Raw genomic sequence first — 16,564 nt, forward strand, 5'->3', positions numbered from 1 at the left:
TGCTTCAAAAACAATCATTAAATCATCAAATTCTTTCAATAAAGCAGCAATACCACTTCTAAATAAAGCGTGGTCATCAACTAAAGCAATTCTAATAATTTCGCTTTCCATCAGTTACAAGGTATATTAAACAAAATTCGGGTTCCTTTTTTTTCGGCAGTAACAATACGCATGGTACCACTCAATAATTGAATACGTTTTTGCATATTATTAATTCCCATTCCATTCGATTGAAAATTGGATTCATTATACCGAAAGCCCTTACCGTTATCACTAATTTCCATTGTAAAGTAATCGTCTTTTACTCCTAAAAATATAAAAATTTCGGTTGCGTCGGCATGCCTAACAATGTTACTTAAACACTCTTGTAATAAACGGTAAACAAATAAGTTGGCATAAGGATGGGAAAGCGTAAAGTTATCGGGCAAATTATTTTTAAATTCAACCTTAAAATAAGCATTGCGCTGAAACCATTGTACTTCCTGCGAAATGGCATCCGATAAACCATTTTCCATTAAACTTTCTCCTTGGTGCAACTTGGCCAAGATTCGAATTTCTTTAATGGCTCGTTTAATTAATTCTTGTGCAGATGAAATTTTTGAAGCAGTTTTAGCAGCATCATTTACATTTACGGAAGCAAGGGTTACATTGGTTAAGCTTAACAATTGTCCGATATTATCATGTAAATCCGCAGCAAAATTTTGCAAGGTTTGTTCCTGCACTTCTAACTTGGTTTGAACGAGTTGTTCTTCAAACAATTGGTTCATTTCTTTTTTCTCTTCTTCATATTTTTTCTTTTTACGGGCATAATTAATAACCTGAACTACAATGTAAAAAGCCACCAATAAAAAAACGGCCGTTAAACATAAAATGATGAAGATGATATAGTTTCCCGATACTTGCATATAAAAGCATAAAGCCAGGCGCTATAAAAAAACACATTGAATAACACCCTTAATATGGTAATAACCGATATGCCCCAATTGGCATGGTCAGATAAATATAATTGAACAATATAGGAAAAAAATAAATTAATGAAAAAACTGGCAAACTGATACAGAAATATACCGGTTACCAGCCAAAACACGTAATCGTTTTTGGACTGTACAGCAATTTCAAAATGAATAAGGCGATAATAGTACACAAATCCTATTACTATAAAATAGAATGAAATAAATGTATGGCTAAAAAACACAAATGAATCCATAATACCCTTATGGTATAAAATTTCAGCTAAGTACAATGCAAAAAAAATGAAAATGCCAATTTTAGACCATTTATGCCATTGTAACTTTGCCGGAATGTTTTTTTCCATAATAATAACCAGTAAAACAAACTCAATAGCGACAAATACATTATAAATATACTCATTATGAATATGATGTTGGGCAGTTATTTTACCTAAAATTTCGGTAAAAAATGTTAAAACATACAGTATTTTAAAGAAAATTAGACCGGGAAGGTTAAAATGTTTGAATTTCAGAAACAAATAATAAATCCCTGCCAGTAACAGTAAAAGCTCGATATAGACTAAAGTTCCGACCATTTATAGAATGATATATGTAAAAATAAGTGATTTCACTACGTAGAAATACGTTTTTTTGAATGCATGCTTTAAATTATGTTCGCACTATAATTCTAAACCAACCACAGCTTTATATTTTTTTGGTTTTTGATTGGGGATAAGAGAGGGAAGGATTGTGGCCTCCCTCTTTTTTTATTCATCGATTTTGCTGTTAAATATTTCCCCCTTCAGTTGTGCCCTTTCAAAGATAAGTTGAGCAATGAGACTCGTCCATCCCGTTTGATGGCTTGCACCTAACCCATGGCCGGTATCACCATGAAAATACTCATAAAACTGAAGTAAATGTCTATTTTCAGGCTGCTGATAAAACCAATTATACTTACCATATAATTTAATTTCGTTTTTTTCATTTAAAGTAAATAGGCGAATTACTCTTTTTTCCAACTCATCAGCCACTTCGGTTAATTCAATAAACTTACCGGATCCAGTGGGGTATTCAACTTTTAAAGAACCGTCGTAAAATTCACCAAATTTTTGAATGCTTTTAATAATTAAATAATTAATAGGCATCCAAACCGGGCCTCTCCAATTACTATTGCCTCCAAAAAAATCGGAAGTAGAGTCGCCCGGATCATATTGTATAGAATATAGTACACCATCAATAGTAACAGAATAGGGATTTTTTTCGTGATACTTAGATAAAGCACGAATACCTCCATCCGATAAAAATTCAGTTTCACTAAGCAGGTGTTTTAATAACCCAACCAATCTATCCTTGGGCAATAAGGATATTAAAATTTTATCTTGGTCTGTTTTTTCTTCATTAGGCCAAAATTTGTTGTTTTTTAATCGATATTGTTTATACCAACTAATTCGTTTATCAAAATCTTGTAATTTTTTCAAAACTTTTTTATCAATTACAGAAACGGCAAATAAAGAGGTAAGGCCAACAATAGATTGTATGCGTAATTGAATGGTTTCTCCTCCGGCCAACCCCAATTTATCGTAATAAAATTCATCTTCTTCATTCCACATGCCTAACTGGTTCAATGCTTCCGCAATTAAAATAAAGTGCTCAAAAAATTTAGTAGCACTATCTTCAAAAGCGTCGTCCTGCATGGCAATTTCAATGGCAATATCCATTAAATTTAAAGCATACATACCCATCCAACTAGTGCCATCTGCTTGCTCTAACTGAGCCTGATTATTAATTTGAATACTCCTATTGAATACTCCAATGTTATCTAAGCCCAAGAAACCTCCTTCAAACATGTTATTCCCTTGAGGGTCTTTTCGATTAATCCACCAAGTAAAATTGATAATAAGTTTGTTGAACACTTTTTTCAAAAAACGGATATCACCCTTTCCGTTTTTTTCTTTTTCAATATTATAAATTTGTAATGCACTCCAAGCTTGTACCGGTGGGTTTACATCACTAAAATGCCATTCATATGCCGGTAGTTGACCATCGGGTTTCATGTACCATTCGCGCATTATTAAAGTGAGTTGGTGCTTAGCAAAATTGATATCTACCAAAGCCATTGAAACACAATGGAAAGCCAAATCCCAAGCAGCATACCATGGGTATTCCCACTTATCAGGCATTAAAATAATATCTTGATTTTTTAAATGCTGCCATTCACTATTTCGCCCATGAGTGCGTTGCCACGAGAGTGCTGTAATTCCATCACTTTCCTGCAACCAGCGTTCAACATCATAATAATAAAATTGTTTACTCCACAAAAGTCCGGCTAATGCCTGACGCTGAATATTTTTTAATTCTGTAGATATATTTTTGGGCAAAATATTATTGTAAAATTCATCAGCTTCCTCTTTTCTATTAATAAAAAGTTCTTCGAAATTATATCCGAAAGGATTGTGTTGAAGCAATGTAGATGAGATACGTAAATATAATACTTTGGTCTCGCCCGGTTGAATCATGTACTCATAAACCGGCGCAAATTTGGTACCTGATTTTTGTCCGGAAAATAAAACTTTATTTTTATTATGAATGATAGCATCATGAAAAGCATCTTTCACAAATGGGGTAGCGTTAGGAATACCGAATAATTTTTCAGTATTGGTTTCATTTTCTGTAAAAAGCTGCAAATTGGTTTCAGGATAATAGAAATAATAGTTGCCTAATCTTTCATGCATTGCTTTAACAACACCCGGCCGATTTATTGTTTTTATTACCGGTTTTTCATCGGTAATTTTTGATTGCCATCGATTAAAAAACCAAATGGTTGGCAATACTGTTATGGGTGCCGCTTTTGAAAAGCGATTGGTAATTTCAATTTTAATGCCTATATCTTTTTTATTTAATTTGGCATATGTAACTAATACATCAAAATATTCATTGTTGTCGAAAATACCGGTATCTAATATTTCGTATTCGGGTTCAAATTTGCTTCGTTTTTTATTTTCAGCAATAATTTGTTCATAGGGAAATGCTTGTTGCGGATATTTGTACAACATTTGCATATAAAAATGAGTAGGCAAATTATCTAAATAATAATAAAGCTCTTTTACATCTTCACCATGATTGCCATCGGAATTGCCTACACCAAATAATCTTTCTTTTAAAATGGTATCCTTCCCATTCCATAAAGTAACACTAAAGCAGAGATTACCGAAAAAATCAGATATACCACACAAACCATCTTCACCCCAACGATATGCCCGTGATGATGCGTGATGAAAAGGGAAATAATTCCATGCATCGCCATTGGCACTATAATCTTCCCTAACAGTACCCCATTGCCGTTCTGATAAATAAGGCCCCCATTGTTCTAATGGAACTTTTTTTGTACTATTTTCTTTTAATCTTTTTTCTTCTGCGGTCATAACATCAGCAAATTAATACTGCAATGTATAGAATAACAGATTAATTAAAGATTTGTGTAAAAAATGTTGGCATATTTTACATTTTAACAAAAAATAACACATAGAAAACTACTATTTATTTACCCAACCATTCTTTAAACTCTGTTACCCTATCAAGACTTACAAATAATTCGTCTTTAAATGCAGGCTGTATATCCACTTTTAATTTTCCCTTGGGGAAAACATGTATTGCCGATATAGCATTTAATTTAACAATGGTTTGCCGATTGATTCTAAAAAACTCAGCAGGGTTTAATAATGCACATAGTTTATCTAAGCTAAATTCAAGGGGATAACGTTGATTATCAGCAGTAACTAAAAAGGTAATTTTATCGGCACTATAAAAATATTGAATATCAGCTGTTTCAACCGTTTTTAAACGTGAACCCAAAGAAATTAAAAACCTTGATTTATAGGAAGAAGTACCCGGTTGCAATGAATGCATTAACTGTTGCAAGCCTTCCGTTGGCCAGTTCTCATCTTCATTATAAACCGGAGAATGCAATTTTTTAAATTTTTCAATAGCTTGTACTAGCTCTTCAAAGTTAATTGGCTTCATTAAATAGTCGATACTGTTTACTTTAAATGCCTTTATCATATACTCATCATAAGCAGTAGTAAATATGATGGGTATTTCCAGATTAATTGTTTCAAATATCTGAAAGCATTGCCCATCCTCTAGATGTATATCCATAAAAATTAAATCAGTTCCCTGATTTTCTTTAAACCATTGTACTGCATCAGCTACAGAAGGTAAAATGGCTTGTACTTCAATTGTACTATCATATTTGTTTAGCATACCATCTAAACGCTGAGCAGTTAAAAACTCATCTTCAACAATAACTACTTTCATAATATTAATTTTTTACAAGTTATTTTAATTACATTTTTAATAATATTTCAAGCTAGTTTAACTTGGCAATTAAAGGCACTGATATAGAGAAGAATTGATCGTTTTTTTCTATTTCCACTTTGCTGGTTGTTCTATAAGCTACCCTACGAGCAATATTCTGTAAACCAATACCTGTAGATTTTTCAGTGTGTTCACGTTTATTAATACTATTACGAACAATTATTTTGTTGTTCATTGCCGTAACATCAATACATAAAGGATGTGTAGTTGACATACTATTGTGCTTCACAACATTTTCAACCAGTAGTTGCAATGTTAATGCCGGTATTAGCCATTCATCGGCATTAACCTGTATGTCCATATTTAAACAAACTTTTTTATTAAACCGAATTTGCAATAAATAGAAATAAGTATCTAAAAATGCTAATTCCTTCTCAAGCGAAACCCATTCTTCATTTTTTTGATCTAATATATATCGATATGCCTTTGATAATTGAAGAATAAACTTTTCAGATGCGTCTTTATCAACATGTACCAAATTCGATAATACACTTAAGCTATTAAACAAGAAATGCGGGTTAATTTGACTCTTTAAAACCTGCAAACGCATTTCAGCATATTCTTTTTGTAGCTTCTCGGCGAAAGCTGCTTTTTCTAAAGCAGATTGATAAAAATAAAAAGCCCTATTTAATAAGTATATAAATGATACGCCTAAAATATTCTCAACCAGATATAAACGAAAATAAACCATATCCAATAATTCCGCAGTGCTAATGGGTTTACTTAAACGAAACTTATAAATAATGAGGATGAAATAATAAGAAACAATACAAACAAATAACCATTCTAACCAATACCGAATTGGGCCTACCTTATGAAAATAGACTTCACTATACTTTACGAGATAAACAATAAAAAACGTAAAAAATATTCCAATACCCCAGGTATAGGCTAAATCTTTAAATAAGTTAACCAAGCTGGTTTCATTACCTAAATAGGCAAATAGCAAAGGGTACACCGTATATACTATCATTACTACCAGGCTAAATCGTAGTAATGGAAATTTACCAGTATTTTTAAAGAGTTTACTCATTGTTATTTTTTATCAATGGAATGGCTATGAAATTTTCAAACGTATTTGTATTTGTATATAATTCAATTTTTTTGTTTACCTGTGCATATCTATTTTCTAATTGCTGAAATGGTTGCAAGACACCACTACCCGATATTTCTTTTACCTGACCGGTATAAGAAAAAAGTACTTTCTTATCGGCAACCGAAACAACAATGTGTAAAGGATTTAGAACCGACATACTTGTTTTATTGATAATATATTCTATAATTACCAAAAAAGTGTTGGGTATAATTAAATATGATGTTAACTCATCATGGTGCACATTAATATCTACAAAAAGCTTATCGGCATAGCGCTGTTGAATTAAAAAAATATAATTTTTTAAAAAAACAATTTCATCCTTCAATGGAACCCATTCTTTTTCCCTTTGGTCAAGCAAGTAGCGATATGTTTTCGATAATTTTTCAATGAATTGCTCAGCTATATCGGCATTTATTTGTACTAATGAACTTAAAATGCTAAGGCTATTAAATAAAAAGTGAGGATTCAACTGGTTTTGCAAAGCCTCAAAACGCGATTGTGCATATTCTTTTTCAAGCCTGCTTACCTGTGTTTTTCGTTGTTCCATACTTTTAAAAGAATTGAATCCGGTAATTACAACATAGGTGAGCATTAAATAAGTATGCGTCATGGCCAGTAAGTTTCTTAGGCGCATTTCAAGAGAGTCAACATTCGCTTCAGGTATCACAATTAATTTCACGAATAGAAAATAAAAAATGCTTTTTAATGCAAAGCCACCTAAAAAAACCACAGGTATTTCTATAGCATATCGTTTTATTGATAATGTATTGGAGGAAAATTTTTTATTGAAAAGTTGTATGGAATAATATACAAAGTACATGGAGGTTATCATATCAATCAACAGAAAAAAACCTTCGTGTATAATGCTCTGAAAATCTAATAAAGGCCTAAAACTTCCTGTATTTATAAATGCTAGAGATGCCAAAAAAAGGAAAAAGAATACAATGCCACTAATTGGCAACCAAAAGTGTACACTGCCGGTAATCTTTTTTACAACTTTTATTTCAATTTTACTTTGCAACATTTCAATTATTTATAAACTCAGGAAACATACTATTGTATAAAGCTTTTGCTAATTAAGCAATGATTTCATGGTGTTAAAATGCATTAAAAAATTTACATGAATGCCAATATACTTCCAAATAAACTAAAATATAGGAAGAATGCCTTTAAATTACAGATGAAAAATGTTATAATGATTGGTTCTACCTGCAATTAACAACAGGTACTAATTAAAAAATCCCGCAATATTGCGGGATTTTCAGTGGAGAATACCGGAGTCGAACCGGTGACCTCTTGCATGCCATGCAAGCGCTCTAGCCAGCTGAGCTAATTCCCCATTTTACTTTTAGGATTGCAAATGTATAGCCTGATGCTTGTTGCACAAAATTTTTCTTCCTCAAATTATTAATACCAGTGTACCGATGAGGATAAGCAAAGCGCCAATGGCCATTTTTAAAGTAACTACTTCACCCAAAAAAACAACGGATAATATAATGGCAATTGCTACACTGGCTTTATCAACCGGAGCCACTTGCGCTACACTTCCTAGCTGTAAAGCTTTAAAATAAAATAACCAGGACAACCCAGTTGCTATGGCAGACAAAATTAAAAAAAACCAATTTTGACGTGTTAATACTAAAACACTTCCTTGTATATTTCCTTTAAAAATAGCAATTCCCCATGTTAATAATAAAATAAAAGAAGTTCGAATTGCAGTAGCCAAATCACTATCAATATGGCTGATTCCCTTTTTAGCAAAAATGGCTGTTAAGGCCGCAAACAAAGCTGAAAACAAAGCATAAATCCACCACATTAGATAAGCATTTTGTTGAAATAAATATATAAAAAAACCCGTAAGCAAAAATTTTTGAGCTTACAGGTTAAAATTAAGTTGATTGCAAAACTATGTGTAAAAAATTTTAAACCACTGTTTGCTAATGTTACTTATTCCCAAATTTCATCTTCCCCATTTAACCAACGTTTTACAGCTGAAGTGGTAACACTTTTCGGACGCTCAATGGGGAAACCTAAAGCTCTATCCCAACATAAGTTGGCTAATACACCCAATGCACGACTAACAGCAAATAATACAGTGTAAAATTCATATTCAACCAACCCATAATGTACTAACAATGCACCACTGTGTGCATCTACATTGGGCCATGGATTTTTTATTTTACCTAATGATTGTAAAATTGGAGGCACAGTTTCATAAATTTTCCAAACGGTGTTCACCAATTTATCGTCAGCCATATGTTTTTTGCCAAATTCCATTTGTGCAGTAAAACGAGGGTCTGTTTTGCGCAGCACTGCGTGTCCGTAACCTGGAACAACCTTACCGGCTGCAATGGTTTTTTTCACATAATCCTCAATTTGTTCTTTTGAGGGATTATCAGTTCCCAATTCTTTCTGCATCTCAAAAATCCATTTAATTACTTCCTGATTAGCTAAACCGTGTAAAGGGCCAGCTAACCCATTCATACCCGCGGCATAACTTAAGTAGGGATCGCTTAATGCACTTCCTACTAGGTGTGTAGCATGCGCACTTACATTACCGCCTTCATGGTCTGCATGTATAGTCATGTATAAACGCATTAATTCTTTAAAACTTTCATCTTCAAAGCCCATCATATGCGCCAAATTACCTGCCCAATCTAATAAACCATCAGGTTGTATGTGGTCGTTATTTTTATATTTACGACGATAGATGTAAGCGGCTATGCGTGGTAGGCGCGCTATCAAATCCATTACATCATCATAAGTAGGATTCCAATAATCTTTTTTGCTAATGCCTTTTGCGTATTCACGGGCAAAATCGCTTTCTGTTTGCAAAGCCATTACACCAACTACAAACATCGTCATAGGATGTGTTGAAATGGGTAATGCATCAATGGCTTTGAACACATGTGTAGGCACATGGCTTCTACGTTGCCAAACATTGGTAACATGATGTACATCTTCTTCAGTTGGCAATTCACCAATTAACATTAAATAAAATAAACCTTCGGGTAAAGGTTCACCGTTAGGAATAGCAGTTGGTAAACTTTTTTGTAATTCAGGAATAGAATATCCGCGAAAACGAATGCCTTCTTGCGCATCTAACAAACTGGTTTCAGAAACTAAACCGGTAATGCCCCGCATTCCCTGATAAATTTGAGCTAGTGTTACTTCTCCAATTTTTTTATTACCATGTTCTTTTAATAAATCTTTTATTTCTGCATTGGCTGCATCGGCTTTTAATTTAAACCTTTCTTTAATAATTCCCATAGTGCTAAATTTTATGTTCGAATAATTGTATTTATTGCCTTTTTTGAGGTATGTAAGTAAAGAGCTGGCGGCTTAGCTTAACTGATTGAAAAATGGAGTGCAAAATGTTTGCAGGCTACATATAACAATTAGCGGCTATAAAGGTAAATGAACTTAACAGTTGTAACAAATGAATTATAGAAATGTTACAACTTTTATAACAAGAAATTAATGATAGTGAATGGGTTATTTGGGGGCCTTTTTATACAAGTAAATAACCACAAATAAAAATAGGAAATTGGGAATCCATGGAGCAATGGAAGGAGGCAAATTGCCCTTAGTTGAAAAAATAGTTGAAAATTTATCGGTAATAATGAAGAGCGCGGCGATAACAAAACCCACCGCCAAATGCAAACCACTGCCGCCCCTTACCTTTCTGCCGGCAACAATAGCACCGATTAAGGTAAGTAAAATAACAGTTATAGGCGTTGCGTATCGCCTTCCGGCTTCCACTTTTAGTTCATTTAATCCCTCGGCACCGCGCAGTTCCTGTAATTTGATAAAACGAGCCAATTCAGGTGAGGTAAGTTTATCTTTCGTGTATTTATCTTGGCGTATATCAAATGGTGTAAAGTTCAAATTTTTATATAAAGCCGGAATTAACTGCACATTTTCGCCCAAGGGCAGTAAAACACGCTGAACAACATATTCCAATTTCCATTGTTTGGTTAATGTATCCCACGAAATACCTTCGGCACGTGTATTTTTAATTAACTGATTATTACGAATTTCATCTAAAAAAACCGGCCCGCCGCGCTTACTCACTGTATCATAATTATAAATTCCGGCATACGTAAAGGTATCTACCTTCATATAAAAATCGCTACCGCTGCCGTTTCTGCTTTTGGTAAGGTTTTCGTAGGAAGAATTGGGATCTAAATACTTTGCTTCAAAATTTCCCCGTATTACATTGGCTTTTGGAACGATGTATAAATTGGCTGCCAAAAGCATTAAAGCCAATAAAATACCCGCCATCCAATAAGGTCGTAACCAGCGGTTATAAGTAGTGCCACTGGCTAAAATGGCAACAATTTCACTTCTGCCGGCCATTTTAGAAGTAAAAAATATAACAGCAATAAATATGAATAAAGGAAATAACAAAGCCAAAATATAGGGTACGAAACCAAAATAATATTGCGTAACAATTTCCCGGGCAGTTAAACCCGATTTGGCAAAATCGTCGGCTTTTTCACTAATATCAACTACTACAGCAATTACGGTAAATAGAAATATGGAAAAAAAGAAGGTAGATAAAAATTTATTAATGATATACCAGTCTAATTTTTTCATATTTGTTATGCGTCCTTATTAATGAGTGTGATTTAGGCAATGGAAAGATTGATGGGCACATTGTAGCAACAACAAATTTTCCGGTTAAAAATCCTAAATAAACCGTTGCAAATATAATTGAGATAGTACATGAATTAAGCAGAAACCTGTTAAAGATGGTTCAACGCCATTTAAACCATAAAAAAACATCCATTAAAATGGATGTAGGGGGAACGTATTTCACAGGTAACAGATTAGTAAGTAACGTAAAGCTAATTTTAATTTTTTAAAAAGTAAACCAAAAAACCGAATGGTGGATAACTGATGAACAACTATTGTATTATACACATTTTCGACATAAAAATTATATGTATATTTTTTAAATTATTGCGGTTATCCTTCATAAACTCATTGAATTACAAGCGTTGTTTTAGTACAGGCACCATTTCTTGCTTCCATGCATAAAAATTTTCGTTTAAAATTTGATTGCGTGCCTCGGCAACTAACCACAAATAGAAAGAAAGATTATGCAGGCTGGCTATTTGCAAAGCCAAAATTTCATCGGCTGCAAATAAATGCCTTAAGTAGGCTTTTGTATAATAGTTGCTAATGCTGGAAGTATAGCCATCATCTATTACCGAGAAATCGGTTGCCCATTTTTTGTTCTTGATATTGATTACTCCTTTTGAAGTAAATAGCATACCGTTACGTCCGTTTCGGGTAGGCATAACACAATCAAACATATCAACACCCAAGGCAATACTTTCTAATATATTCCATGGGGTGCCTACTCCCATTAAATAACGAGGCTTTTTAACAGGCAAAAATTCACAACAAAGGGCTGTAAAATCGTACATCATTGCCTCCGGCTCTCCTACCGATAACCCGCCAATTGCATTACCAGCAGCATTTTTATCAGCAATATATTGAGCTGAAGCAGTTCTTAAATCTTTATAAGTTCCACCTTGCACTATGGGAAATAAATTTTGTGTGTATCCATATAAATCGGGCGTTTCTTTTAAATGAGCTATACATCTATCCAACCAACGATGGGTTAGCTCCATACTATTTTTGGCATATTGATACTCTGAGGGATAAGGTGGGCATTCATCAAAGGCCATAATAATATCCGCACCTATATTTCGCTCAATATCCATAACATTTTCGGGTGTAAACAAATGCCTACTGCCATCAATATGGGATTGAAAGGTTACCCCCTCTTCCTTAATTTTTCTTTGCGATGCCAATGAAAATACTTGGTAGCCGCCACTGTCGGTTAATATAGGTTTATGCCATCCCATGAATTGATGTAAACCCCCTGCCTTATTTAAAATTTCAATACCGGGACGTAAGTATAAATGGTAAGTATTTCCCAAAATTATTTGCGCCTTAACATCTGCATTTAATTGCTGTTGGGTAACTGCTTTTACTGAACCTACTGTACCCACCGGCATAAAAATGGGAGTTTGAATGGTTCCATGATCGGTAACTATAGTACCTGCCCTTGCTGCACTGGCACTATCTACTTGCTGAATACTAAATTGTAAAGCTGGCATAAGTTTGCAAAAATAAGTGTATGGTGCTTTTGGTGTGCTATTAGTATGAACATGTTTGCAAAAAAGCAATAGGTTGCGCAATTGTTATCCACAATATGAATAGCCAGTGCCTACAAGTAGTGTTGTCAATTATTTTTGCAGAATGACAATACCTTTACCCTATCCCTTTGCATTATATATTTTTGTTGCTTTCTGTGTATGCATTGGCATTCAAATATTGTATTACTTATTTTTATTTAGCAAAACAGCATTTTATAAACCAAAGGACTATTATGATGAGGCACTTAAACCACTATCAGTTATTGTTTGTGCCCGTGATGAAGCAGCAAATTTGGTAAAAAACTTACCGGGTATATTGGTGCAAGAATATCCTGCAACGCATGAAGTAATTGTTGTGAATGACAATTCAACCGATGAATCGAAATATGTATTAGAAGAATTGAAAGGCGTATTCCCCAACATTCATCATATTGAATTAACACAAGAGGCTAAATTAATTGCCGGAAAAAAGTTTCCATTGTCAATGGGTATTAAAAGCGCCAAGTTCGAATATTTGTTATTAACTGATGCCGACTGTGTTCCCGCCAGCGAGCTATGGATTAAGAAAATGCAGGAAGCTTATAACCCCAACACTGAAATAGTATTAGGTTATGGTGCTTATCATAAAAAACCGGGCTTTCTAAATAAAATTATTCGCTTTGAAACGTTTCATACTGCCATTCAATATTTTTCTTATGCTTTAGCAGGAATGCCTTACATGGGCGTGGGTAGAAACTTAAGTTATAAACGCGATGTGTTTATACGCAACAAAGGTTTTTCATCCATGAATCAAATACCCGGTGGTGATGATGATTTATTCATTAACAAAGTGGCTAACAAATACAACACTGCTGTTGTAATTGATCCGGAGGCATTTACCTTAAGTGAGCCCAAACAAACTTGGCATGATTGGATGAAGCAAAAAAACCGCCACTATTCCACTTCAAAATATTATAAATTTAAGCATAAGTTTTGGTTGGGCTTATACACCTTTAGTTTTTTTTGGATATACCCACTATTGGCCGCAAGCATAATATTTTTTAATTGGTGGTTGCCATTGCTAGTTTTTGCTTTTAGATGGTTAATTCAAGGAATCATTTATTATAAGGGCATGAAAAAATTAAATGAATCTGACTTGATTCCACTATTTTGGCTATTCGATATTTGGATGTTTTTTTATTACATATTGTTTTTCCCTGCTTTATGGAAAAAGCCTAAAAAAACATGGAACTAAGCTTTGGTGCTATTAACTTTACTACATGCAGGAAATACTAAAATATTTTGATGATTTTTCGGATAAACAACTTCAACAATTCAATGCTTTGGCAGGATTGTATAAAGAATGGAATGAGAAAATTAATGTCATATCCAGAAAAGATATTGATAGTATTTACTTGCATCATGTACTTCATTCATTAAGCATCGCGGCCATTACATCCTTTCAACCCGGACAGGAAATTATTGATATTGGCTGCGGTGGCGGTTTCCCGGGTATACCATTAGCAATTTTTTTTCCTGAAGTACAGTTTCATTTAGTGGATAGCATTGCCAAAAAACTTACTGTGGTTAATGCTGTTTGCGAGTCGGCAGGTATAACCAATGTTACTACACAACATACACGAGTAGAACAAATTAAGGATAGAAAATTTGATTATGCTATTAGCCGTGCTGTAGCACCTTTAAAAGATTTATGGCAATGGAGCAAACCATTGTTAAAAAAATCAACACCCCATGCATCGGAAGATATATTAGCCAATGGGTTAATCTGCTTAAAGGGAGGTGATTTGCATGAAGAAATTTCGGCAAGTTTAACCCGACCCACATTGTATAGTATTCATGATATTTTTCCGGAACCATATTTTGAAGAAAAGTTTATTGTTTACGTTAAAAGATAAGAGGCACTAAATAGATGCCTCTTATCTTTTCAGAATCATTCATTGCCAATTATTAATTGGGAATTACCAACTTATTATTACTTCTATTAACATCGGCCATACGCTGTGAAGGATCAATTTCAATGGAGCGGATATCGCCAATATTTCTATTAATGGTGAAATTATATTCCGGGTCGGTCCATTTCCATTCTTGATGAACTATACGCGGTGTATTATCTTCAGCGGGTTTTATACCATACATTAAATTCATAGGTATATAATGCATTTCAGAAGTGCCATCTTTATATGTAATCAACACATCAATGGGCATAGGCATTTTGCCAATACGTTTTAAAGTAATTTGAGGTTTGCCATTTACCAAATCAATATTACCAATTCCATAATCAATGGTTTTAATTGAATAGATCCAATATTCCTTATACCATTCCAATTCAATATTGCTTACTTTTTCTGCAATACGAATAAAATCATTGGCATTAGGATGTTTAAATTTCCAAGTATTATAATAAGCTAGTAAAACTTTGTTTCGTAGGCTATCACTAATAATGTAGCCTAATTGTTCTAAAAACACCGCGCCTTTATTATAGGCGGCTAAGGAGTAGCCAAAATTGGTGTTGAAGTGATCAGCATGTGTACTCATGGGCTCTTCATAAGGACTACGAGCTAATGCAAAATAACCGGCATAGTTTTCATATTGATTTTTGGGCAGCTTATAAGCATCTTCAATAACCTTATTTTTCAAATAATTCTTAACAGGTATATTGGTGTAGGGCGATTGTTGTGCGTAGTTTTCATTATACCAAGCCATTACTTCCGCTTCGGCATATGAGGTAAACCCTTCATCCATCCAAGGATATAAGCTTTCGTTGGTACCTAAAATTTGTTGGTACCAACTATGCATCCACTCGTGAAAAACGGTACCTAAACTGGGCCCTTTAATTAAAGTAGCCATGGCATACTCCATCCCCCCATCACCGCCTTGAATAAAGGAATATTGTGGATAAGGATAAGGACCAAAGCGTTTTTCCATGTAAGGCAATACTTTTTCAGCACTCCATAACACATTATTCCAAGCACTGTCTGTATGTGCATCACCTGCTTTATAAAACACATTTAATACTAAACCGGGTCTTACTTTTTTTGATAAATGCTTATAATCCGGATCAGCGGCCCACACAAAGTCGTGCACGTTATTTCCAATAAAATTCCATGTAATTGTATTACCTTTATGTTCTGGTACTTTAACACCGGGAGCTTCATAGCCAAATCCTATTTCATTAGGCTTTTGCAATATGCCGGTTGCTGCAACCATATAATGTTTATCAATTGTAATTTTTACATCGAAGTTTCCCCAAACACCGTAAAACTCTCTAGCTATGTATGGATTAGCATTCCAACCTTCATAATCATACTCAACCATTTTAGGATACCATTGGCTCATACTATACCGTACTCCTTCTGCATTATCACGGCCGCTTCGCCTAATTTGTATAGGAACCTGTGCTTTAAAAGAAACTTTAAAATTGGTCTTGCTGTTTGGTAAAATTGGTGTTGATAAAGGAACTTCTAAAATGGTTTCGTGATATATCACTTTTTGTTCAACACCATTCATTATTATACTTGTAACACTATCGTAGCCTATTTCGTTAGGTTGCAATTTGCTAATCCTATCTTTTACACGGCTATCCCAATCGGGAATGGGGTTACCATTTCTATCTTGGCGAGTGGCTATTTTTCCTAACTCACGGCTTCTAACATCCATACTGCTGTTAGGCTGAAAGGCATTCCAGTATAAGTGAAAAAAAACGCGATGCAAAGTATCCGGCGAATTGTTGGTATAAACAATTTTCTCAATACCTGTAAATCGATTCGTTGCAACATCCATGTTTACATCCATTTGATAAGCAATGTGTTGTTGCCATCTTTCAGGCTGGGCAAAAAGCATTGATGTTGCCAAAAATCCCATCAATAATAAAATTGATATTTTCTTCATCATGTGCAAACAATTTTAAAATTATATTATTTATAAATCACAACAGTATTGAATATGCCTTGCTAATACTGCTTAACAAAATA

The 16,564-nt window shown here is 34.0% G+C and carries 13 protein-coding genes and 1 tRNA gene; 2 read left to right on the plus strand and 12 right to left on the minus strand.

All coding sequences use genetic code 11. The features are described 5' to 3' along the window. Positions 1-110: 110 nt before the first annotated feature. The 11 genes from ACP5P5_RS00050 to tgt all read right to left on the minus strand — a co-directional run bounded on the left by ACP5P5_RS00050 (position 111) and on the right by tgt (position 12,554). On the minus strand, positions 111-905 hold the full coding sequence (locus tag ACP5P5_RS00050; protein WP_428284076.1) for a sensor histidine kinase: 795 nt from the start codon (positions 903-905) through the stop codon (positions 111-113). After that, the gene (locus tag ACP5P5_RS00055) at positions 860-1,315 is read right to left on the minus strand and encodes a hypothetical protein (RefSeq protein WP_428284077.1); all 456 of its coding nucleotides are present in this window, start codon (positions 1,313-1,315) and stop codon (positions 860-862) included. The genes ACP5P5_RS00050 and ACP5P5_RS00055 overlap by 46 nt, the downstream gene beginning before the upstream one ends. Before the next feature lie 402 nt (positions 1,316-1,717). Next, positions 1,718-4,372, minus strand: coding sequence for an MGH1-like glycoside hydrolase domain-containing protein (locus ACP5P5_RS00060; protein WP_428284078.1), 2,655 nt, complete (start codon positions 4,370-4,372; stop codon positions 1,718-1,720). Positions 4,373-4,487: 115 nt separating this feature from the next. Then, a complete protein-coding gene (locus tag ACP5P5_RS00065; RefSeq protein ID WP_428284079.1) occupies positions 4,488-5,264 on the minus strand; it encodes a LytR/AlgR family response regulator transcription factor in 777 nt (258 codons plus the stop codon). 52 nt (positions 5,265-5,316) lie between these two features. Beyond that, positions 5,317-6,357, minus strand: a complete 1,041-nt coding sequence (locus ACP5P5_RS00070; protein ID WP_428284080.1) for a sensor histidine kinase — start codon at positions 6,355-6,357, stop codon at positions 5,317-5,319. Continuing rightward, positions 6,350-7,444, minus strand: a complete 1,095-nt coding sequence (locus ACP5P5_RS00075) for a sensor histidine kinase (RefSeq protein WP_428284081.1) — start codon at positions 7,442-7,444, stop codon at positions 6,350-6,352. Before ACP5P5_RS00075 ends, ACP5P5_RS00070 begins: the two co-directional genes overlap by 8 nt. 241 nt (positions 7,445-7,685) lie before the next feature. Continuing rightward, positions 7,686-7,759 (minus strand) — tRNA-Ala (locus ACP5P5_RS00080). Positions 7,760-7,819: 60 nt separating this feature from the next. Beyond that, on the minus strand, positions 7,820-8,236 hold the full coding sequence (locus ACP5P5_RS00085; protein WP_428284082.1) for an EamA family transporter: 417 nt from the start codon (positions 8,234-8,236) through the stop codon (positions 7,820-7,822). A gap of 131 nt (positions 8,237-8,367) precedes the next feature. Then, the gene (locus ACP5P5_RS00090) at positions 8,368-9,690 is read right to left on the minus strand and encodes a citrate (Si)-synthase, eukaryotic (protein ID WP_428284083.1); all 1,323 of its coding nucleotides are present in this window, start codon (positions 9,688-9,690) and stop codon (positions 8,368-8,370) included. 225 nt (positions 9,691-9,915) lie between these two features. Continuing rightward, a complete protein-coding gene (locus ACP5P5_RS00095; RefSeq protein WP_428284084.1) occupies positions 9,916-11,019 on the minus strand; it encodes an LptF/LptG family permease in 1,104 nt (367 codons plus the stop codon). A gap of 395 nt (positions 11,020-11,414) precedes the next feature. Beyond that, positions 11,415-12,554, minus strand: a complete 1,140-nt coding sequence (gene tgt / locus ACP5P5_RS00100; protein ID WP_428284085.1) for a tRNA guanosine(34) transglycosylase Tgt — start codon at positions 12,552-12,554, stop codon at positions 11,415-11,417. Between the two features lie 142 nt (positions 12,555-12,696). Between tgt and ACP5P5_RS00105 the strand changes: the two genes are divergently transcribed. Together ACP5P5_RS00105 and rsmG are read left to right on the plus strand one after the other, a co-directional pair. After that, positions 12,697-13,827, plus strand: coding sequence for a glycosyltransferase (locus ACP5P5_RS00105; RefSeq protein ID WP_428284086.1), 1,131 nt, complete (start codon positions 12,697-12,699; stop codon positions 13,825-13,827). A 25-nt stretch (positions 13,828-13,852) separates the two neighbouring features. After that, positions 13,853-14,488 carry a 16S rRNA (guanine(527)-N(7))-methyltransferase RsmG gene (gene rsmG / locus ACP5P5_RS00110; RefSeq protein ID WP_428284087.1) on the plus strand — a complete coding sequence of 212 codons (636 nt, stop codon included), beginning with the start codon at positions 13,853-13,855 and terminating at the stop codon, positions 14,486-14,488. 52 nt (positions 14,489-14,540) lie between these two features. On the opposite strand, the gene ACP5P5_RS00115 is transcribed toward rsmG, so the two are convergent. Continuing rightward, the gene (locus ACP5P5_RS00115) at positions 14,541-16,484 is read right to left on the minus strand and encodes a M1 family metallopeptidase (protein ID WP_428284088.1); all 1,944 of its coding nucleotides are present in this window, start codon (positions 16,482-16,484) and stop codon (positions 14,541-14,543) included. Positions 16,485-16,564: the final 80 nt, after the last annotated feature.

Origin of the sequence: Hydrotalea sp., from assembly GCF_049968455.1 — a bacterium.
Taxonomy (GTDB): domain Bacteria; phylum Bacteroidota; class Bacteroidia; order Chitinophagales; family Chitinophagaceae; genus Hydrotalea.

Bases quoted from the DNA above. Each gene is read 5' to 3' on its own strand.
- ACP5P5_RS00060 (WP_428284078.1), bottom strand. From the start codon at position 4,372: ATGACCGCAGAAGAAAAAAGATTAAAAGAAAATAGTACAAAAAAAGTT.
- ACP5P5_RS00095 (WP_428284084.1), bottom strand. From the start codon at position 11,019: ATGAAAAAATTAGACTGGTATATCATTAATAAATTTTTATCTACCTTC.
- ACP5P5_RS00055 (WP_428284077.1), bottom strand. From the start codon at position 1,315: ATGGAAAAAAACATTCCGGCAAAGTTACAATGGCATAAATGGTCTAAA.
- ACP5P5_RS00115 (WP_428284088.1), bottom strand. From the start codon at position 16,484: ATGATGAAGAAAATATCAATTTTATTATTGATGGGATTTTTGGCAACA.
- ACP5P5_RS00065 (WP_428284079.1), bottom strand. From the start codon at position 5,264: ATGAAAGTAGTTATTGTTGAAGATGAGTTTTTAACTGCTCAGCGTTTA.
- rsmG (WP_428284087.1), top strand. From the start codon at position 13,853: ATGCAGGAAATACTAAAATATTTTGATGATTTTTCGGATAAACAACTT.
- ACP5P5_RS00085 (WP_428284082.1), bottom strand. From the start codon at position 8,236: ATGTGGTGGATTTATGCTTTGTTTTCAGCTTTGTTTGCGGCCTTAACA.
- ACP5P5_RS00070 (WP_428284080.1), bottom strand. From the start codon at position 6,357: ATGAGTAAACTCTTTAAAAATACTGGTAAATTTCCATTACTACGATTT.
- tgt (WP_428284085.1), bottom strand. From the start codon at position 12,554: ATGCCAGCTTTACAATTTAGTATTCAGCAAGTAGATAGTGCCAGTGCA.
- ACP5P5_RS00050 (WP_428284076.1), bottom strand. From the start codon at position 905: ATGCAAGTATCGGGAAACTATATCATCTTCATCATTTTATGTTTAACG.
- ACP5P5_RS00075 (WP_428284081.1), bottom strand. From the start codon at position 7,444: ATGTTGCAAAGTAAAATTGAAATAAAAGTTGTAAAAAAGATTACCGGC.
- ACP5P5_RS00105 (WP_428284086.1), top strand. From the start codon at position 12,697: ATGACAATACCTTTACCCTATCCCTTTGCATTATATATTTTTGTTGCT.
- ACP5P5_RS00090 (WP_428284083.1), bottom strand. From the start codon at position 9,690: ATGGGAATTATTAAAGAAAGGTTTAAATTAAAAGCCGATGCAGCCAAT.